Source organism: Cupriavidus sp. LA-1 (genome assembly GCF_055385985.1).
In genome coordinates, this window is record NZ_AP031388.1 from 867,833 (window position 1) to 886,538 (window position 18,706).

Below are 18,706 nucleotides of genomic sequence, written 5' to 3' on the forward strand. Positions count from 1 at the left end.
TGTTCTTGTGGATTCAGGCGGCGGCCGGGCTGTCGTCCAGAGCCCGGTACTTGCCGCCAAAGAAGATGAGGGGCCGGCCGTCCTGGCGGGCCTGGTGGCGGAGCACCCGCCCGATAAAGATCACGTGGTCGCCGCCGTCGTGCTGGGCATAGGGTTCGCATTCGAAGGTGGCCAGCGCATCGGGCAGCAGCACATGGCTGTCCTCTTCGCGACTACCGAAACCGATGCCTTCCCACTTGCCGGAGTTCGCCCTGGCGAAGCGGTTCGAGATATCCTGCTGCGCTTCGGCCAGCACGTTGACCGCATAGCGCCGCGCGGTGCGCAGGTCGCCCAGGCTCAGGCAGCGGCGGTCCACCGAAAACAGCACCAGCGGCGGGTCCAGCGATACCGAGTTGAACGACGCCACCGTGATGCCGACCGGCACCCCTTCTTCGCGCGGCGCGGTAATCACGGCGACGCCCGTTGCAAACATCGCCAACGCATTCCTGAAGCGGCGTTGCGCTTCGGCGTCCACGTTGACGCCCTGACCGACAGATGACTCAGCCATCACGACTCCTACGCAAGTGTTCTCACCAAACCAGTTAATTTGTTTATTTACCTTTGTAACTTAGCTTTTATTGAATGCTAGAAAACAACGCTATTCAAGTTGGTGAAAACCCTAGCGCGCGCAACTGAAGACACTCTGCGGAAGCTCGATGGAATCCGTAAACCCTTGCAGGACAAGGGTTTACGGTTCGGTGACAGGTAGCGCCAGGTGGCCGGCATTGCGCTTGTCCGCGCGTCAAGCAACCCTACCGGCAGCATGGCGCAGCCGCGAACGGCCGCCACCCGGTGCTAGACTCGGCCCCACTTTCCTTGACCAGCGGGTACGCCTTGCCCACGGTCGTCCCCCCATCCGCCTCCAGGAATGAGCGCCATGCAAGAGCCGAAGACCCTTCCGATCTATATGGACTACAGCGCGACGACACCGGTCGATACCCGGGTCGTCGAGAAGATGGTTCCCTACCTGCACCAGCAGTTCGGTAACCCCGCATCGCGCAGCCACTACTACGGCTGGCAGGCGGAAGACGCGGTCGAGGCCGCGCGCGCGCATGTGGCGGCACTGCTGAATGCGGACCCGCGCGAGATCATCTGGACCTCCGGCGCGACCGAGGGCAACAACCTGGCGATCAAGGGCGCGGCGCATTTCTATCGCGGCAAGGGCAACCACGTCATCACCGTCAAGACCGAACACAAGGCCGTGCTCGATACCTGCCGCGAGCTGGAGCGGCAGGGCTTCGAGGTGACCTATCTCGACGTCGGCACCGATGGCCTGGTCGACCTTGACGCGCTGCGCGCCGCCATGCGGCCAGACACCATCCTGGTGTCGGTGATGATGGTCAACAATGAGATCGGGGTGATCCAGCCGGTCGCGCAGATCGGCGAGCTCTGCCGTGCGGCGGGGGTGGTGTTCCATTGCGATGCGGTACAGGCCGCCGGCAAGATCGCCATCGACCTGCAAGCCCTGAAGATCGACCTGCTCACCGTAACGGCGCACAAGGTCTATGGTCCCAAGGGCATCGGCGCACTCTATGTGCGGCGCAAGCCGCGCATCCGCATCGAAGCGCAGATCCACGGCGGCGGGCATGAGCGGGGCATGCGCTCAGGCACCCTGCCGACGCACCAGATCGTGGGCATGGGCGAGGCCTTCAGGCTGGCAAAGCTGGAACTTGCGGAGGAAGCGCGCCGCGTGGGCGCATTGCGCGACCGGCTGCTGGCGGGGCTGTCGGGACTTGACGAGGTTTACGTGAATGGCAGCCTGGACCAGCGTATCCCGCACAACCTGAACATCAGCTTCAACTATGTCGAAGGCGAGTCGCTGATCATGGGCATCAAGGACGTGGCGGTGTCGTCGGGGTCGGCCTGCACCTCGGCCTCGCTGGAGCCCTCGTTCGTGCTGCGCGCGCTGGGACGCAGCGACGAGCTGGCGCATAGCTCGATCCGCTTCACGCTGGGGCGCTACACCACCGAGGCGGAAGTAGATGAAGTCATCCGCCAGGTCAGCGACACGGTCACCCGTCTGCGCGAGCTAAGCCCGCTATGGGAGATGCACCAGGAAGGCATTGATGTCGGCACGGTGCAGTGGGCCGCGCACTAGCCTTTCTGACGGCGCGCCTGCAGGTGCTCAAGATCCAGCGCGGCGCGATCGCCGTTGGCGACCAGCCGGTCCACCACCGAGCACAGCACCTTGAATTCGGTGCGGGAAACGCCATCGAACAATACGTCGTTGATCTGCTGCTGCACCGGCAGCAGCTCATTGAGCAGGCGAGTTCCGGCGGCAGTGATGGTGAGCCGCATCTTGCGCTTGTCGTCGGGATGGGCCTTCTTGTCGATCAGTCCCAGCTTCTTGAGCTTGCCGGTCTCGATGGTGATGAAGGGGCCGCTCAGGTGCAGGTGGTCGGCGAGCTGGTTGACCGTCACCTCGCCCTGCTGCGACAGGTGCAGGATCGATCGGATCAGCGAGTACTGGACCCCGGTCAGGCCGATCAGGCTGCCAAACCCGTCGCGCACGGACAGCAGGCGCGCGGCAAACGGAAGCAGGCCATTCACCAGGTGCCGGAACTCACGGTCCGAGCCGTCAACCAGGCAGGCCGGATGCGTAACGGTCAGGTTCTTGTTTGCAGGAGTCGTTGCCATCGGCGGAATGTCCACTTAGCTTTTGATGCAAGCTTTGTGCCAAATTCTATCAAACTCCCTGCAACACCCCGCCCCCTTCAAACCACACTCCCGAGTCCAGCATGAACACGATCCCGCTTGCCACTGCCCAAACCCGGCTGGCCCAGTACGTCGAGGCCAAGGACAACAACCGCCCGGCGCTGATCCACGAGACCTTTGCCGCGGATGCGTCGCTGACCTTCTCGATCGATACCGACGCCATCAGCTTCCCGCCCAGGGCCGAAGGCGCGGATGCCATTGCCACGACACTGGTCAGCGAGTTTGCGAAGACGTTCGACCGCTGCCGGACCTACTACATCGGCGACGTTGCCGCCGCGCTGGCCGGCAACGCCATGACGATCCCATGGCTGGTGGTGATGCGGGAAACGGCGGCCAGCGCCTTGCGCGTCGGCAAGGGCTATTACCGCTGGGGCTTTGCCGCCGGCGATGACGGCACCTACCGTATCGCCAGCCTGCATATCCATATCGAACGCATGGACACAATCGCCGATCCCGGCGCGGTCACGCTGGCGGCCTTGCAGGCGGCGTTGCCCTATCCCTGGCTGCCGGCGCCGGTGCTGGCTGCGGCTATCGAAGCGCACACCAGCGCGCAGCCCGCACAAGCATTCCTGAACGTGTTCGCGCAAGCGGCCCGCATGGCCTGACGGGCGCGGGTCACTCGGCCGGCAATTGCTGCGCGACCAGTGCCACCCAGTACGCCGCGCCCAGCGGCAGGATCTTGTCGTTGAAGTCGTAGTAGGGATTGTGCAGAGGTGGGTCCTCGGCGCTTTCGCCGGCGCCGATGCCGATATAGGCGCCGGGGCGCTTTTCCAGCATGAAGGCGAAGTCTTCCGAGCCCATGGCCGGCTTGATATCGGTCTTCACGTTGTCGGCGCCCACCAGTTGCGCGGCGGCGGCAATGGCGGCATCGGTCTCGGCGGGCGTGTTGACCACGCCGGGGTAGCCGGGGCGGTAGTCGATCGCGATCCGCGCGCCGTGGGTCGTGCCCACGCCCTCGCAGATCTGCCGCATCTCGTTCTGCGTGCGGTCCCGGACCGCCGGGTGCAGCGTGCGGATAGTACCGCGCAACACCACCGATTCAGGCAGCACATTCCAGGTATCGCCGCCGTGAATCTGGGTGATGCTGACCACGACCGAATCGGTGGGATCGGTGCGGCGGCTGGCGATGGTCTGCAGCGCGGTGATCAGGTGCGCGGACACGACCACCGAATCGATGCCGTGGTGCGGCTGCGCGCCATGCGCGCCCTTGCCGGTGATGACGATCTCGAAGTTGTCCAGGAACGCGGTCATGGTGCCGGCGCGGATGGCGAACTTGCCGCGCGGCAGCTGGGGGAAGTTGTGCATGCCATAGACGGCATCGGCCGGGAACTGGTCGAACAGGCCCTCTTCCACCATCACGCGGCCGCCGCCTTCATTCTCCTCGGCGGGCTGGAACACGAAATGCACCGTGCCGCGGAACGCATCGCGGTTGCGCGACAGGTGCGCAGCCGCACCCAGCAGCATGGCGGTATGGCCATCGTGGCCGCAGGCGTGCATCTTGCCCGCGCAGGTGGATGCATGCGCCGGCTTGCCCAACTCCTGCATGTTCAGCGCATCCAGGTCCGCGCGCAGCGCAATGCTGGGGCCGTCGCCGTTGCGCAGGGTGCCGACCACGCCCGTCGTCGCCAGCCCCCGCTGCACTTCGATGTCCATCAGACCGAGCGCCTGGGCCACGATGCCGGCGGTGCGGTGCTCTTCGAAAGCGGTTTCCGGAACGGCGTGGATGTCGCGGCGCCAGCCAAGCATGTTCTGGCGGATGTCGTCGGCAATATCGGGGTCGCGGTACATGTCAGGTCTCTGGTGCTGGTGAGATTCAGTGGAAGAACTCGGCAATCAGCGTGGCGCCGAGGAAGGTGCCGGCCGTGGCCGTCAGCGATACCACCACGATGCGCCAGCCGAGCAGCCGGAACACCGGCAGGTCCTTGGCCACCGAGAAGCCCGCCAGCGCCAGCACCGGCGTGGTGAAGGTCATGAAGTTGAGTTTTTCCGTCATGGCGATGACGGCATCGGAGAACGGCAGCATCCCCGGCACGCCGATCAGCGTGACCACCACCGACATCGTCAGCAGCAGCGGCACGCGCGGGAATACGCGCTTGAGCAGGTCGCAGGCCGCCACGATGGCAATCGCCACCAGGATGCCCTTGAGCGATTCCCACAGTGGCACGTGGTACGAGAGCTTGTTGCCGATCAGCACCCCGGCGCCGACCAGGAACCAGCCAAGCGCGGCATCCCGCGCCGAGGTGCCGTGCGCCAGCGCGCCATCGAGCCTGACGTCCTGCACCTCGCGCATGGGGTCGCGGCGCGAGAAGCGGCCCAGCACCGGCTCCAGCTTGCCGTACAGCCACGAACACAGCGGCAGCGACAGGAACAGCGTGAAGTAGAAGCCCGCCACCGAGGTCAGCAGGTTCGACGCGGCGGCAATGGCCATGATCTCGGAAGCCTGCCCCGGGTGCTGCGCGACGATGGCGCCGACGGCCGCCGCCATCAGGCTGCCCGAGCCCACGCCGGCACCCATGGCGAGCGAGCGCGGATCGAAGATCCCCAGGCTGCTGACAAACCCCGACAGCACCGCGATAAAGAGCGCGCCCAGCACGGTGCCGGTGATGTACTCGGCCAGCACGCCGCGGCCTTCCGGCGACGCCATGCCGTATTTCTCGCCGATGATGACGATATTGCCCTCGCGCCCGACCGAAAAGGTGGCGCCAACGGCCTCGCGCTTGATGCCCAGCAGCAAGGCCAGCGGCAGGCCCAGCGCCAGCGTGCCGAGCGCGTGCCCGAACTCCTGGAACAACAGCGCCCAGCCGGCGCCCTTGAGCTGCGGCAGCGCGCCGCCCACGGTCAGGCCGAGCTTCACCACGAACAGCAACAGCCCGGCATTGAGCAGGCCGGTGGCCAGCGATTGCAGCGGCGCGTCGATGCGCACCGCGCGCGGCAGGTTCCTGGCCGCGATGCCCCACGCCGCGGCCATCAGCAGCGCCCACAGCATCGGCATCAGCACCACCTTGCCGGGCCCCAGCTTGAACTGCACCGCGCCGATGGTCTCGGCAATGGCCACCACGGCCAGCGTGACGACGGCCAGTCGTACCTTGCCGCTGCCGGTAACGGCGGCAAGCGGGGAATCGGCCGACACAACCGCCGGCTGGGCAATGGGGTTCGTCATCAGGTGTCTCCGGGGTAGCCTGCTTATGCAGCACCAATGTGCTTCCTTCGGCATTCCGGTTCGTCCTGACCGCTGACCAGAAGGATCACGCCAGTATTCCGGTGGCTGAGCGTTTCATCAATGATCGTGATATGGGAAACTTGTTGCATTCAATGCAACGCTCAGCGGAGTGACCCGTGCTTTCGATGGACGACAAACTGGACACGCGGCGCGTGCGCTACTTCATGCAGGTGCTCGACAGCGGCTCGGTCCGCGGCGCCGCCGAAGTCCTCGACATGGACCCTTCGGCAGTGAGCCGGGCCATCGCCATACTGGAGAAAGACTGCGGCACGCGCCTGCTGGAGCGGCATGGCCGCGGCGTGGTCGCCACCGAGGCGGGCGAGTTGCTGGCCGCCTACGTGCGCCACCAGAACAGCCAGAAGCAGCAGTTGCTGGCCGAACTCGACAGCATCCAGAAGGTGGCGCGCGGCCATATCGACATCGTCGCCGGTGAAGGCTTCGTGGAATGGTTGATGCGCCATAGCCTGCGCACCTTCATGCTGGCGCACCCGGGCATCACGGTGGACCTGTCGGTCGGCAGCACCGACGACATCGTGCAGCGCATTGTCGATGGCAGCGCCCATATCGGGCTGGTGTTCCAGCCGCCCAAGGACGCGCGGCTGCGCTGCCACCACGCCCATCCGATGCCGATCCAGGCCCAGGTGCTGGCCTCGCATCCGCTGGCACAACTGGGCCGGCCGCTGGACCTGCAGGACCTGCTGCCCTACCCCGGCGCCACGCTGCACCGGACGTTCGGCGTGCGCCAGCACATCGAGGCCGCCGAGATCAGCGAGGGCGTGCGCCTGCAGTCGCTGCTGACCACCTCGTCATTCAATGCGCTGGGGCATTTCGTGGTGGCCGGGCTTGGCTATGTCCTGTGCACGCGCCTCGCTTTGTGGAACCAGCTGAACGAGGCGCGCGTGGTGTCGCTGCCGATGAAAAACCCCCTGCTCCAACAGGGGGAGATCCAGACCGTGTCGCGCCAGGGCCGGGTGTTGTCGCCGCCGGCGGCACGGCTGCTGCGGCAGATCGTGGCGGACTTTTCGGCGCTGATGACGGGGGAGTGAGCGTCCCGGTGTATCACACCACGCCGTCAGCACGCAGCCGGGCCAGCTCCTCATCCCCGATCCCAAGCTGCCCATAGACCTCGGCATTGTGCTCGCCCACATCCGGCCCGGTGCGCGGTGACGGCGGCGCATAGCCCGAGAAGCGCGGCACCACGCAAGGCGCCGGCACCGAGCCCAGGTCCGGATCGGGCAGCCGGACGATGGCCTGGCGCGCGGCCATCTGCGGATCGTCGACGATATCGGCGATGCTGAACACCTTGCTGAACGGCACCTGGCACTGTTCCAGCCGTGCCGCCACCGCGGCATAAGGCTGCGCGGCAAACCACTCGGCAATGCTGCCGTCCAGCGCTTCGATATGGCGCACGCGCCCGGCGTTGGTGGCGTATTCCGGCGCCTGCGCCAGCTGCGGCACGCCCATGGCCTCGGCCAGCCGGCGGAAGGTGGCGTCGGACGAGGCCACCACCGTGACCCAGACATCGTCCGCGGTGCGGTACATATTGGACGGCGCCGCGTAGGTAGTGCGGTTGCCGGCGCGCTGGCGCACATGGCCCAGTTGCTCATACTCGATGGCCAGCGGGTCCAGCAGGCGGAACAGCGCCTCGGTGGCGGCCAGGTCGATCTCGCGGCCCGGCTGGCCAGGCCTGGCGCGTTGCTCGGCTACCGCAGTGGCAATTGCAAAGGCGCCGAACAGGCCGGCAATCATGTCGCCGACCGGGTAGTTCATATGCATCGGCCCGCTTTGCGCCGTGCCCGCCAGGTTGGTGAAGCCGCTCCTGGCTTCGAAGATGCGGGCAAAGCCCGGCCGCGCCGCATCGGGCCCGGTCTGGCCGAAGCCGGTCAGCCGCAGCACGATCAGCTTCGGGTTGGCCGCGTGCAGGGTCTCCAGATCCAGTCCCCAGCGCGCCAGCGTGCCAGTGCGGAAGTTTTCGACCAGGACGTCGAAGCCGGGCAGCAACCGCAGGAAGATCTCGCGCCCCCGCTGCGTGCGCACGTCGAGCGAGATGCCGCGCTTGCCGCGGTTGGTCACCTTCCAGTACAGGGCGTGATCCTCCGTGACCGGCTCCAGTCCGCGTAGCGGATCGCTGCCGTCGGGCAGCTCCAGCTTGACCACATCGGCGCCCATGTCGGCACACAGCGTGGCAGAGAACGGGCCTGCCACCACGGTGGCCATGTCGAGGATACGCAGTCCGCCCAGCGGACCGGTGCCGTGTGCGTCTGACGATACAGGGTGTGCGATGTTGTCTTGCATGGCGGCTCTCCGGCGGCATTGGCGTCTTCAGCAAAGTGGCAGGTGGCTGGACCGGATGCAAGTATGGTTTCGCTGTGCGGAACGGTCGTGCTACAACATTGACGCCCCCATTCCCGGATCCCAGCATGGAACCCAAGCAACCACCGCACAGCATGGATCGCCACCCGGAACCCCTGCCAGGCCTGGCCAGCGAGGACGCACTGGCCACCGACCGCCAGTTCGCCACCAATCTTGCGCGCGGGCTGGAGGTGCTGCGCGCCTTTACGCCGTCCAGCCCGGTGCTGGGCAACCAGGACATCGTGGCACGCACCGGACTGCCCAAGGCCACGGTGTCGCGGCTGACCTACACGCTGGGGCTGCTCGGCTTCCTGAGCCGCGTGCCCGGCAACCAGAAGTACCGGCTGGGCGCGGGCGTGCTGGCGCTGGCCTACCCGATGCTGGCCGGGCTGGCGATCCGCCAGGTGGTACGGCCTTATATGGAGGCAATTGCGCGCGAGACCGGCTGCACCGTGAACCTGGGCATGCGCGAGCGCCTGTCGGTGGTGTACGTGGACAGTTGCCGGCTGGATCCCGGCAACCTCTACCAGCCGGACATCGGCAGCAGCCGCCCGCTGCTGGTCAGCGCGATCGGCCGCGCGGTCTTGCTGGCCTGCAGCGCCGACGAGCGCACGGCGCTGCTGAACCGGCTGCGCGTGGACGACCCGGAGCGCTTCAATGTTGAGCGCCAGATGTGGGCAGACGACCAGAAGCACTTCCGCGCGCACGGCTACTGCCTGAGCCGCGGCGAGTGGCGGCCCGAGATCCACGCGATCGCGGCCCCGTTGCGCCAGTCGCTGCACGAAGACGCGTTCGCGCTGAACTGCACGATTGCCGCTTCGCGCAACCGCGACAACATGCTGGAGCGCGAGGTGGCGCCAAGGCTGCGCGAGGCGGTGCGGCAGATCGAACTGAGCTGCGCGCGCTAGCCGATACGGCATGGCAATGCAGCCTGCCGGCGATGTCGCCGGCAGGGCAATGACAAGCGGCCCGCCAGAGGCCTGCATGAAACCGCGCCGCGGGAAGTCCCCTGGCGCAGGCAACCCAAGGAGACAAGATGGATGCCATCCAACCGTTGCGCCGGCTCGCTGCCGGCATGCTGGCCTGCACCGTGCTGATGCCGCTGCCAGCGCTGGCCACCCCCGACAATGCGGCACGCTTCCCGGACCGCCCGATACGGATCATCGTGCCGTTTTCGGCTGGGGGCGTGGTCGACTCCGTCACCCGCATCACCGCCGAGAATATGGCGAAGGTGCTGAAGCAGCCCGTCATCGTCGAGAACAAGACCGGCGCCGGCGGCGCCATCGGCGCGGACTTCGTCGCCAGGTCGCCCGCGGACGGCTATACGCTGCTGGCGGTCAGCCCCAGCTATGTGGTCGGGCCGCTGCTCAACCCGTCGATCCAGGGCAAGAGCGGCAGCAAGGACTTCCGTGCCGTGGCGGGCATCGGCGCGGTGCCCAACGTGATCGTGGTGCCGGCCTCGTCGCCGCTGCGCACGCTGCCCGAGCTGCTCGACGCGGCGCGCAGACAGCCCGGCACGCTGACGTACGCCAGCGCGGGTGTGGGCACGTCGAACCATCTCTCGGCGGAACTGCTGGCGCAGATGACGCACGTGAAGCTCACCCACGTGCCCTACAAGGGCCAGCCCGAGGCCATGAGCGACCTGCTGGGCGCGCGCGTCTCGATGATGGCGCTGACCGCGGCCATTGCCCGCCAGCAGGTGCAAAGCGGCAAGCTGCGCGCGCTGGCGGTGACCTCGGCCAAGCGCTCAGCCGTGATGCCCGATGTGCCCACCGTGGCCGAGGCCGCGCGCCTGCCCGGCTATGAAATGGGTGGGTGGTTCGGACTGGTCGCGCCGCAGGGCACGCCCGACGCCGTGGTACGCAAGCTGGCGGACGCCGCCGCGCAGTCCACATCGGACGCCGCCACGGCACGCCACCTGGCTGAGCTCGGCATGGACCTGGCACCGCAATCCACCACCGCGTTCGACCGCTTCCTGGACACCGAAACCAAAAAGTGGACCGGCGTGCTGAAAACCGCCGGCATCACGGCACAGTAGCCGCGCACGCACGCGCTCATCCAACCAACCGGAACCCTTCCATGATCCGCGACTCCGCCCGCCAGCAAGCGCTGCTTGCCGATATCCGCCGCTTCGTGCTCGACACCTGCATCCCGCTGGAAGCGGAGATCGACCGTACCGATGTCATCCCCGAGCCCGTGGTCGAGCAGATGCGCCGCCTCGGCCTGTTCGGCCACAGCATCCCCGAAGCGTACGGCGGCGCAGGGCTGACCACCGAAGAACTGGCGCTGGTGAATATCGAAGTCTCGCAGGCCGCCACGGTGTTCCGTGCCCGCTTCGGCGGCAACACCGGCATCGCCTCGGAATCGCTGGTCGCCGACGGCACCGAGGCGCAGCGGCAGCGCTACCTGCCGCTGCTGGCCTCCGGCAAGGTGACCGGCTGCTTTGCGCTGACCGAGCCGGAAGCCGGCTCCGACGCGACGTCGCTGCAAACCACCGCACGGCGGGACGGCGATCACTACGTGCTGAACGGCGCCAAGTGCTTCATCACCAATGCCCCGATCGCCGACCTGTTCACCGTATTCGCCCGCACCGACCCCGACACACCCGGCGCGCACGGCATCAGCGCCTTCCTGATCGAACGCGGCACGCCCGGCCTCAGCACCAGCGAACCGGAACGCAAGATGGGACAGCACGGCTCGCCCGTGGGCGATGTCTACCTGAAGGACTGCCGCGTGCCGGCCAGCGCCATCGTCGGCGGCAAACCCAACGTCGGCTTCAAGACGGCGATGAAGGCATTGAACAAGCAGCGCATCAACCTGGCTGGCCTGTGCGTGGGGCCCGCCATCCGGCTGGTCGACGAGATGGTCCGCTACGCGGCGCAGCGCCGGCAGTTCGGCAAGCCGATCGCGGACTACCAGCTGGTGCAGCAGATGATTGCCGACAGCAATACCGAACTGCACGCCGCCCGCGCGCTGGTCCTGGACACCGCGCGCAAGCGCGACGCCGGCGAGGACGTGACCATGGAGGCGTCGATGTGCAAGCTGTTCGCCTCCGAAATGGCCGGCCGCGTCGCCGACCGCGCGGTGCAGATATTTGGTGGCAGCGGCTATATGGCGCGCACCGTGGCTGAGCGCTTCTATCGCGATGTGCGGCTGTTCAGGCTGTATGAAGGGACGACGCAGATCCACCAACTCAATATCGCGCGCAGGACGATGGAGGCGCGGGGGGCGGCGTTGGAGGGCGGCGGCGCGGCTTGAGTTCTACCGCTGGCGGGCGCGTCATACTTTGCCGGATGCTGCGGCGGTGCACCCATCGAGATCATCCGCCAATACATCGAGCAGCAGACACCACACTGAGGCCTGGAGCCGCGACGGGCAGCAAGTCTGCATCGATTCGATCCAAGACGCCGAGCGGCAGATGTATATCGTCGACGTTTCCGCGCTGACCGACGAGGCAGGCCAGGCGTAAGGCGTCCCAACGGATTTGCGACGAAAGCCCTGCAGCGCACGCGCTGAAGCATTTGGATGTGCTTCAGCGCGTTTTTCTTTGGTACGCCCCCATGTACTGCAGGTTGCCCACGTGCGCTAATTGTCACCTGGCGCCGACGATCCCCGGTAGATCCGCAAAAACCCTAGGGCACTATTTTTTTCTTGGACGAGAAACTATATAGGACTATAGTTTCGCCAAGACAACGACGATTCGACTTTGCTGAACGAGGCCCACATGAAGACGATCCATACACAATCGCAGGCGCGGGGGATGGCATGAGTCCCGCCTATCCGCAGCAACTCGGCATGCTGATCGACGGCGAATGGCATTCCGGCGCTGGCCGCGAGACCCGGCCGGTGGTCAATCCCGCTACGGAAGACGTGCTGGCCCAATTGCCACTGGCCACCGACGCCGACCTGGATGCCGCGCTGGCCGCCGCGCAGCGGGGCTTCGCCGCCTGGAGCGCCGTATCGCCCTGGGAGCGCGCCAGGATCATGCTCAAGGCCGCTGACCTGATCGCGGCGCGCAAGCCGGACATCGCACGCATGTTGACGCTGGAGAACGGCAAACCCCTGGGGGATGCGCTGGGGGAGCTGGATCGCGTCATCGAGACCATTGTGTGGTGCGCGGAGGAAGGCAAGCGCGTCTACGGCCGGGTGATGGCACCGCGCGCAGCGGGCGTCAGTGAAAGCACGATCAAGCGGCCTGTCGGCCCGGTTGCGGCGTTCGCGCCCTGGAACTTCCCGGCATTCCTGGTCACGCGCAAGCTGGCGGCGGCGCTGGCAGCCGGCTGCTCGGTGGTGGTGAAGCCCGCCGAGGAAACGCCCGCCGCCTGCATCGAAGTGGTACGCGCGTTTCAGGACGCCGGGGTGCCGGCCGGCGTGATCGGACTGGTCTTCGGCGTTCCGGCACATGTTTCCCGGCGACTGATCGAATCGCTGGTGATCCGCAAGGTTTCCTTCACTGGCTCGGTGCCGGTGGGCAGGCTGCTCTGCGGCATGGCAGGCGAGCAGCTGAAGGCCGTGACCATGGAACTGGGCGGCCACTCGCCGGTGCTGGTGTTCGACGATGTCGAGGTCCAGCGCGTGGTGAAGGCCTGCGTGGGCTTCAAGTTCCGCAATGCCGGCCAGGTCTGCCTGTCACCCAACCGCTTCTTCGTGCATGAGCGCATCTACGACCAGTTCGTCGCGGAGTTCGTGCGCGCCGCCCAGGAGATCCGCGTCGGCGACGGCCTGGACCCGGCCACGCAGATGGGGCCGCTGAACAATGCGCGCCGGCTGGCCGCGGCGGAAGCCTTCGTTGCCGATGCGCACAGCCGCCAAGCGCGCGTGCTGACCGGCGGTCACCGCCTAGGCAAGCGTGGTTACTTCTACGCGCCAACGGTACTGGCAGAGCTGGAACCCCAAGCCTCCATCTTGCATGAGGAGCCCTTCTGCCCGGTGGTGCCGGTGATGCCGTTTGCCACCCTGGACGAGGCCGTGGCGCAAGCCAACGACGTCGATTTCGGCCTTGCCGCCTACGCGTTCACCGGCTCGATCCGCACCGCCTCGCACCTGACTGAGGCCTTCGAGGCAGGCTGGATCGGCATCAACGGCTTCACCCCCTCTCTTGCAGACGCGCCGATCGGCGGCCTCAAGCAGAGCGGGGTCGGCTACGAAGGCGGCCCGGAAGGGCTGGATGCCTATCTGCATACCAAGTACGTCAGCCAGGCCTGCCCCCTGTAAGCGCGGCCTGCCCCCTCACATCGCCATCCCGGAAAGGAGACAAGCAATGAGCCAGTCCAAGCAAGAACACGTCCTCAAGCACATGCCCTTCGGCGGCTACTACAAACGCGACGTGCCGGGACCGGATACCGAACTGACGCACACCGGGCCGGGCACGCCCATGGGCGAATACATGCGCCGCTTCTGGCAGCCCGTGTGCCTGTCCGAGCAGCTGGCCGACCTGCCCAAGGCCATCCGCATCCTGGGCGAAGACCTGGTCGCGTTCCGCGACAAGCGCGGACGCGTCGGCGTGCTGCACCGCCACTGCAGCCACCGCGGTGCATCGCTGGAGTACGGCATCATCACCGAAGACGGCATCCGCTGCTGCTATCACGGCTGGCACTACGGGCTCGATGGCACCTTGCTGGAAACGCCTTGCGAACCCGCCGAAAGCCGCCTGAAGGAGACCGTATGCCACGGCGCCTATCCGGCTTTCGAGCGCGATGGCCTGGTCTTCGCCTACATGGGCGCGCCGGATGCCAAGCCTGAGTTTCCGGTCTTCGACGCCTACACGCAGCCCAAAGGCACGCGGCTGGTGCCCTTCTCGAATATCTATCCGTGCAACTGGCTGCAGGTGTTTGAGAACATCATGGACCACATGCACACCGCGGTGCTGCACAACCATATGACGGTCGAAGGCGTCGATGCCGAGACCTCGGCCGGCGTCTCGCTGGAAGGCTTCGGCGACATGCCGGTGATGCAATGGGAAGCCACGCGTGGTGGCAACGGCATGATCTTCATTGCCTCACGCCGCTTGCCGGAAGACAAGATCTGGGTGCGCATCACCGAGATGCTGTTCCCCAATTGCCTGCAGATCGGCTCGCTGGTCCCGACTGCAGCGCGCGAACGCCACGCCACCACGGCCATGACGCGCTGGCAGGTGCCCGTTGACGACACCAACATGATCATCTTTGGCTGGCGCCATTTCAACGATGAGGTCGACCCCGACCACCTTGGCAACGAAGCGGACTGCGGCGTCGACAAGATCGACTTCCTGGTCGGGCAGACCGGCAACCGCACCTATGAAGCAGGCCAGCGCGCGCCGGGCGACTGGGAAGCCCTGGTAAGCCAGCGTCCGATCGCGGTCCACGCGGTGGAAAACCCGGGGCGCTCCGACATCGGCGTCTACATGTGCCGCAAGCTGCTGCGCGAAGGCGCACGCGGCCAGCTGCCGGCTGACACGACGCGCGCCGCAGCCATTGCCGCGGGCGACACGCTGCCCATGTATGCCCAGGACTCGGTGCTGTGCGTTCCCAAGGCCGCCGACGACCGCGCGCTGATGGCCAAGGTCGGCAAGCAGGTCCTGGCGATCCTGAAGGAAGCCGATGCCCTGCCCAGCGGCGAGCGCGACGCGCATGTGCGCCGGCGCCTGGACGACATCGATGGCGGGCTGGAAGGCGGTGCCACGGCGCTACTGACCGGCACCGATGCCTGAGCGGCAACAGGCGCCGCGGTAACCGAGAACCATCATGCTAGAACTCCGTGTCCGATCCATTACCAACGAAGCCGTCGGCATCAATGCCTACGAACTCGTTGATCCGGCCGGCGCCGACCTGCCGGCCTTCACGGCCGGCGCCCATATCGACGTGCATATTCCCGGCGGCTTCGTGCGCCAGTATTCCCTGAGCAACGATCCCCTGGAGCGCAAGCGCTATGTCATCGGCGTGCTCAATGTCGGGGATGGGCGCGGCGGCTCAAAGGCGCTGCATGCCTCGGTGGGCGCAGGCGACCTGATCCGGGTCTCCGCGCCGCGCAACCACTTCCCGCTGGAGCCCGACGCCAGGCGCCACCTGCTGCTGGCCGGCGGCATCGGCATCACGCCGATGATGGCGATGGTGGCGCACCTGCGCGCAGCCGGCGCGGAGTACAGGCTGCACTACTGCACCCGAACGCCCGAGCGCACCGCGTTCCGGGAGCAGCTGGCGCCGCTGGTGGAAGCCGGCAAGGCCATCCACCACTATGACCATGGCGATCCCGCGCAAGGCCTGTCGCTGGCCGACCTGCTGCGCCATCCGGAGCTCGGCACGCACGTGTACTACTGCGGCCCGCCGGGATGGATGGCGGCCGTGGCCAAGGCCACGGCGCACTGGCCGCAGGGCACCGTGCACTGCGAGTACTTCGCGGCGCCGCCGGCGGCATGGCCACGTGCCGGGAACCCGGTCAGCGACGGTGCCTTCGAGGTGCGCATCGCCAGCACCGGCCAGACGCTGGCGGTGCCCGCGGACAAGTCCATCGCACAGGCCCTGCGCGAGGCAGGCATTGCCTGCGAGACCTCGTGCGAGGCCGGTGTCTGCGGCACCTGCCGCACGCGCTACCTGGAAGGAACACCCGAGCATTGCGACTTCATTCTCAGCGACGAAGAGCGCAGCCAGTACCTGACAGTGTGCTGCTCGCGCTCAAGTTCCGAGCTGCTGGTGCTGGACATCTAGTGTCCTGCAGGCACGGCAGACCATCAAGACAAAGAGGAGACAGGCATGACTGAGCGCACGTACGACTACGTCATCGTAGGTGCTGGTTCCGCCGGCTGCGCGCTGGCCGGCCGGCTGAGCGAGGACGGACGCTATTCCGTGCTGCTGCTGGAGGCGGGCCCCGCCGACAAGAATATCTGGATCCACATCCCGATCGGCTACGGCAAGACCATGTTCGACGCCAGGTACAACTGGCGGTTCTATACCGAAGCCCAGCCACACCTGAACCAGCGCAAGGTCTACTGGCCGCGCGGGCGCACGCTGGGCGGGTCCAGCTCGATCAACGGCCTGGTCTATGTGCGCGGGCAAGCGCAGGACTATGACCACTGGGCGTCGCTGGGTAACGCAGGCTGGGCCTGGAAGGACGTGCTGCCGTACTTCATCAAGTCGGAGACCAACCACAGCCTTGGCGGCGCCTACCATGGCAAGAGCGGCCCGCTGCAGGTGTCGCCGATCCGCGAAAAGCACGAACTGGTCGAGGCCTTCATCGGCGCGGCGGGCGAACTCGGCATTCCGCGCACCGACGATTTCAACGGTGCCAGCCAGGAAGGTGCCGGCTACTACCAGCTCACCTCCCGCAACGGCTGGCGCTGTTCCAGCGCCAAGGCCTACCTGAAGCCCGCGCGCAGCCGCCCGAACCTGGTGGTGGAAACCGATGCCCAGACTTCGCGCGTGCTGTTCGAAGGCACCACGGCCGTCGGCGTCAGCTTCCGCCAGCACGGGCGCGAACGCACTGCGCGTGCCACGCGTGAAGTCATACTCTGTGCCGGCGCGATCCAGTCGCCGCAGCTGCTGCAGCTGTCCGGCGTCGGGCCCGCGGCGCTGCTGCGCAGCCATGGCATTCCGGTGGTGGCCGACTCCGCCGGTGTCGGCGAGAACCTGCAGGACCACCTGCAAGTCCGCCTGATGTACAAGTGCGCCAGGCCGATCACCACCAACGACGACCTGCAGAGCCTGTGGCGCCGGATGAAGATCGGCCTGAAATGGATGCTGTTCCGCAAAGGGCCGCTGGCCATCGGCATCCAGTTGGGTGGCTTGTTCACGCGCGCGCTCAAGGATGCCGGCACGCCGGACATCCAGTTCCATTTCGGCACCATCAGCGCAGACAGCACCGCAGGCAAGCCGCATGCGTTTTCGGGATTCACGATGTCGATGTGCCAATTGCGGCCGACCAGCCGCGGCTCGCTTCGCATCACCTCGCGCGATCCCTCTGTGCCGCCCACAATGACGCCGAACTACCTGGCCACCGCGCATGACCGGTCCGTCATGATCGCCGGCGTGAAGGTAGCGCGCGCGCTGGCGCAAACCCGCAGCCTGTCGCCGTACATCCTTGACGAATACCTGCCCGGCGCCGGCGTGCAGAGCGATGACGAGATCCTGGCGTTCATCCGCGCCTACGGCTCCAGCATCTTCCACCCGGTAGGCACTTGCCGGATGGGCAACGACGCCGGCGCGGTGCTCGATGAGCGCCTGCGCGTGCGCGGCGTGCGCCGGCTGCGCGTGGCCGATGCCTCGATCATGCCCACGCTGGTGTCGGGCAATACCAACGCCCCGGCGATCATGATCGGAGAAAAGGCCGCCGACATGATCCTGGAGGATGCCGGTCCGGGCCGGGGAGATACATTGCCCGCGCTGCTGACAGTGCCAGCCGCGCAGGCCGAGCGTACCGCCGCGCCAGGCCCGGCGGTGCAAGCCTGAGGTCGGCGCCGGAGGGCACCCTGGAGGCGAGAAGCGTTAGGATATATTTAGCGGCTTGAAGGTACCCGGCCCCCGCCTGGCCATGCCAGCGCCGGCCCGGAACTGCCGGCATCCCCAGCCAGGACGGGGCCGATGCCGCGACGAACACAACGCTTTCTGAGGCAACAATCATGGCAGAGCCCACCGACCACGCAGGGATTTTCGAGCAGTTGCGGCGCCCGAGCAAAGGCGGCCAGCCAAAGTACGTGCGGCTGACCGACGCACTGGTGGAAGCCATCACCTCCGGCTACTGGAAACCCGGCGACAAGCTGCCTACTGAAGAGGAACTGGCGGAGCTGACCCCGTTCAGCCTCGGCACCGTGCAGCGTGCGCTGCGCAACCTGTCGGAACAGGGCATCGTGGTGCGGCAGCACGGATTAGGGAGCTTCGTTGCAGAAACCGACCTGCGCCTGGAAGACCCCTGGCACTGCCGCTTTCTCGATGACGATGGGGAAAGCTACCTGCCGATCTACTCCAAGGCCCTGAAGCGCGAAGCGGTCAAGGGCAGAGGCGCATGGTCCGCGCACTTCCCGCAGGCTTTCGACAACGTGATACGGATCGACCGCGTGATCAACGTGAACAATGAGTTCAATGTCTTCACGCAGTTCTATACCGACCGCCGGCTGCTGCCCGCCTTGTGGGACACGCCGCTGGCGAAGCTGAGCGGGGTCAACTTCAAGCGGCTGATCGCCCGCGAATCGAATGTGCCGATCACTCGCGTCGGGCATTTCGTGCGCGCCATGCAGTTCGACGAAAAGATCGTTTCGGTCCTTGAGCTGAAGCCTCCGGCAACCGGCATCTTCCTGCAGGCGGTGGCGCAAATGGGACGCGAAGCCTGCGTGTATTACCAGGAGTTCTTTATCCCCCCAACCACGCGAACCCTGTGCATTCCCGACGAAGCGGTGGGCGGCCGCCGCTGACG

The 18,706-nt window shown here is 66.6% G+C and carries 16 protein-coding genes and 1 pseudogene; 12 read left to right on the plus strand and 5 right to left on the minus strand.

The genetic code is table 11. The features are described from left to right. Positions 1–13: 13 nt before the first annotated feature. Entirely contained in the window at positions 14–547 is a 534-nt protein-coding gene (locus ACZ5MJ_RS23085; protein WP_464225970.1) for a flavin reductase family protein, read from the minus strand. A 369-nt stretch (positions 548–916) separates the two neighbouring features. Between ACZ5MJ_RS23085 and ACZ5MJ_RS23090 the strand changes: the two genes are divergently transcribed. Beyond that, entirely contained in the window at positions 917–2,137 is a 1,221-nt protein-coding gene (locus ACZ5MJ_RS23090; protein ID WP_464225971.1) for an IscS subfamily cysteine desulfurase, read from the plus strand. Here ACZ5MJ_RS23090 and ACZ5MJ_RS23095 read toward each other — a convergent pair. After that, positions 2,134–2,676, minus strand: a complete 543-nt coding sequence (locus tag ACZ5MJ_RS23095) for a MarR family winged helix-turn-helix transcriptional regulator (RefSeq protein WP_039009266.1) — start codon at positions 2,674–2,676, stop codon at positions 2,134–2,136. The two genes, ACZ5MJ_RS23090 and ACZ5MJ_RS23095, sit on opposite strands and share 4 nt — an antisense overlap. 101 nt (positions 2,677–2,777) lie before the next feature. Between ACZ5MJ_RS23095 and ACZ5MJ_RS23100 the strand changes: the two genes are divergently transcribed. Beyond that, the gene (locus ACZ5MJ_RS23100; RefSeq protein WP_464225972.1) at positions 2,778–3,359 is read left to right on the plus strand and encodes a hypothetical protein; all 582 of its coding nucleotides are present in this window, start codon (positions 2,778–2,780) and stop codon (positions 3,357–3,359) included. A 10-nt stretch (positions 3,360–3,369) separates the two neighbouring features. On the opposite strand, the gene ACZ5MJ_RS23105 is transcribed toward ACZ5MJ_RS23100, so the two are convergent. Both ACZ5MJ_RS23105 and ACZ5MJ_RS23110 read right to left on the minus strand, forming a co-directional pair. Further along, entirely contained in the window at positions 3,370–4,542 is a 1,173-nt protein-coding gene (locus ACZ5MJ_RS23105) for a M20 aminoacylase family protein (RefSeq protein ID WP_464225974.1), read from the minus strand. Positions 4,543–4,567: 25 nt separating this feature from the next. Further along, a complete protein-coding gene (locus ACZ5MJ_RS23110) occupies positions 4,568–5,914 on the minus strand; it encodes a DUF3100 domain-containing protein (RefSeq protein WP_464225975.1) in 1,347 nt (448 codons plus the stop codon). Positions 5,915–6,099: 185 nt separating this feature from the next. Between ACZ5MJ_RS23110 and ACZ5MJ_RS23115 the strand changes: the two genes are divergently transcribed. Next, entirely contained in the window at positions 6,100–7,020 is a 921-nt protein-coding gene (locus ACZ5MJ_RS23115; RefSeq protein ID WP_464225977.1) for a LysR family transcriptional regulator, read from the plus strand. Between the two features lie 13 nt (positions 7,021–7,033). On the opposite strand, the gene ACZ5MJ_RS23120 is transcribed toward ACZ5MJ_RS23115, so the two are convergent. Next, positions 7,034–8,269 carry a CaiB/BaiF CoA transferase family protein gene (locus tag ACZ5MJ_RS23120; RefSeq protein ID WP_464225978.1) on the minus strand — a complete coding sequence of 412 codons (1,236 nt, stop codon included), beginning with the start codon at positions 8,267–8,269 and terminating at the stop codon, positions 7,034–7,036. A gap of 125 nt (positions 8,270–8,394) precedes the next feature. Between ACZ5MJ_RS23120 and ACZ5MJ_RS23125 the strand changes: the two genes are divergently transcribed. The 9 genes and pseudogenes from ACZ5MJ_RS23125 (at position 8,395) to ACZ5MJ_RS23165 (ending at position 18,704) form a co-directional block, all read left to right on the plus strand. Next, positions 8,395–9,234 carry an IclR family transcriptional regulator gene (locus tag ACZ5MJ_RS23125; protein WP_464225979.1) on the plus strand — a complete coding sequence of 280 codons (840 nt, stop codon included), beginning with the start codon at positions 8,395–8,397 and terminating at the stop codon, positions 9,232–9,234. A gap of 128 nt (positions 9,235–9,362) precedes the next feature. Beyond that, positions 9,363–10,364 (plus strand): Bug family tripartite tricarboxylate transporter substrate binding protein, encoded by a 1,002-nt coding sequence (locus ACZ5MJ_RS23130; protein ID WP_464225980.1) that lies wholly within the window; start codon positions 9,363–9,365, stop codon positions 10,362–10,364. A gap of 41 nt (positions 10,365–10,405) precedes the next feature. Beyond that, on the plus strand, positions 10,406–11,584 hold the full coding sequence (locus ACZ5MJ_RS23135; protein ID WP_464225981.1) for an acyl-CoA dehydrogenase family protein: 1,179 nt from the start codon (positions 10,406–10,408) through the stop codon (positions 11,582–11,584). A gap of 21 nt (positions 11,585–11,605) precedes the next feature. Then, positions 11,606–11,683: pseudogene (locus ACZ5MJ_RS23140) on the plus strand (IS200/IS605 family transposase); the annotation flags it as partial. A 408-nt stretch (positions 11,684–12,091) separates the two neighbouring features. After that, entirely contained in the window at positions 12,092–13,540 is a 1,449-nt protein-coding gene (locus ACZ5MJ_RS23145; RefSeq protein WP_464225982.1) for an NAD-dependent succinate-semialdehyde dehydrogenase, read from the plus strand. A gap of 46 nt (positions 13,541–13,586) precedes the next feature. After that, on the plus strand, positions 13,587–15,014 hold the full coding sequence (locus tag ACZ5MJ_RS23150) for a Rieske 2Fe-2S domain-containing protein (RefSeq protein ID WP_464225983.1): 1,428 nt from the start codon (positions 13,587–13,589) through the stop codon (positions 15,012–15,014). A gap of 34 nt (positions 15,015–15,048) precedes the next feature. Continuing rightward, a complete protein-coding gene (locus ACZ5MJ_RS23155) occupies positions 15,049–16,008 on the plus strand; it encodes a PDR/VanB family oxidoreductase (RefSeq protein ID WP_464225984.1) in 960 nt (319 codons plus the stop codon). Positions 16,009–16,053: 45 nt separating this feature from the next. Further along, complete coding sequence (locus ACZ5MJ_RS23160; protein ID WP_464225985.1) at positions 16,054–17,745, plus strand: GMC family oxidoreductase; 1,692 nt, start codon at positions 16,054–16,056, stop codon at positions 17,743–17,745. Positions 17,746–17,915: 170 nt separating this feature from the next. Continuing rightward, complete coding sequence (locus ACZ5MJ_RS23165) at positions 17,916–18,704, plus strand: GntR family transcriptional regulator (RefSeq protein ID WP_464225986.1); 789 nt, start codon at positions 17,916–17,918, stop codon at positions 18,702–18,704. The last annotated feature ends 2 nt before the right edge of the window (positions 18,705–18,706 follow it).

Excerpts from the sequence above, each read along its gene's own strand:
- ACZ5MJ_RS23115 (WP_464225977.1), top strand. The coding sequence starts at position 6,100 with ATGGACGACAAACTGGACACGCGGCGCGTGCGCTACTTCATGCAGGTG.
- ACZ5MJ_RS23145 (WP_464225982.1), top strand. The coding sequence starts at position 12,092 with ATGAGTCCCGCCTATCCGCAGCAACTCGGCATGCTGATCGACGGCGAA.
- ACZ5MJ_RS23120 (WP_464225978.1), bottom strand. The coding sequence starts at position 8,269 with ATGCAAGACAACATCGCACACCCTGTATCGTCAGACGCACACGGCACC.
- ACZ5MJ_RS23150 (WP_464225983.1), top strand. The coding sequence starts at position 13,587 with ATGAGCCAGTCCAAGCAAGAACACGTCCTCAAGCACATGCCCTTCGGC.
- ACZ5MJ_RS23130 (WP_464225980.1), top strand. The coding sequence starts at position 9,363 with ATGGATGCCATCCAACCGTTGCGCCGGCTCGCTGCCGGCATGCTGGCC.
- ACZ5MJ_RS23125 (WP_464225979.1), top strand. The coding sequence starts at position 8,395 with ATGGAACCCAAGCAACCACCGCACAGCATGGATCGCCACCCGGAACCC.
- ACZ5MJ_RS23090 (WP_464225971.1), top strand. The coding sequence starts at position 917 with ATGCAAGAGCCGAAGACCCTTCCGATCTATATGGACTACAGCGCGACG.
- ACZ5MJ_RS23135 (WP_464225981.1), top strand. The coding sequence starts at position 10,406 with ATGATCCGCGACTCCGCCCGCCAGCAAGCGCTGCTTGCCGATATCCGC.
- ACZ5MJ_RS23100 (WP_464225972.1), top strand. The coding sequence starts at position 2,778 with ATGAACACGATCCCGCTTGCCACTGCCCAAACCCGGCTGGCCCAGTAC.
- ACZ5MJ_RS23085 (WP_464225970.1), bottom strand. The coding sequence starts at position 547 with ATGGCTGAGTCATCTGTCGGTCAGGGCGTCAACGTGGACGCCGAAGCG.
- ACZ5MJ_RS23155 (WP_464225984.1), top strand. The coding sequence starts at position 15,049 with ATGCTAGAACTCCGTGTCCGATCCATTACCAACGAAGCCGTCGGCATC.
- ACZ5MJ_RS23105 (WP_464225974.1), bottom strand. The coding sequence starts at position 4,542 with ATGTACCGCGACCCCGATATTGCCGACGACATCCGCCAGAACATGCTT.
- ACZ5MJ_RS23095 (WP_039009266.1), bottom strand. The coding sequence starts at position 2,676 with ATGGCAACGACTCCTGCAAACAAGAACCTGACCGTTACGCATCCGGCC.
- ACZ5MJ_RS23110 (WP_464225975.1), bottom strand. The coding sequence starts at position 5,914 with ATGACGAACCCCATTGCCCAGCCGGCGGTTGTGTCGGCCGATTCCCCG.
- ACZ5MJ_RS23160 (WP_464225985.1), top strand. The coding sequence starts at position 16,054 with ATGACTGAGCGCACGTACGACTACGTCATCGTAGGTGCTGGTTCCGCC.
- ACZ5MJ_RS23165 (WP_464225986.1), top strand. The coding sequence starts at position 17,916 with ATGGCAGAGCCCACCGACCACGCAGGGATTTTCGAGCAGTTGCGGCGC.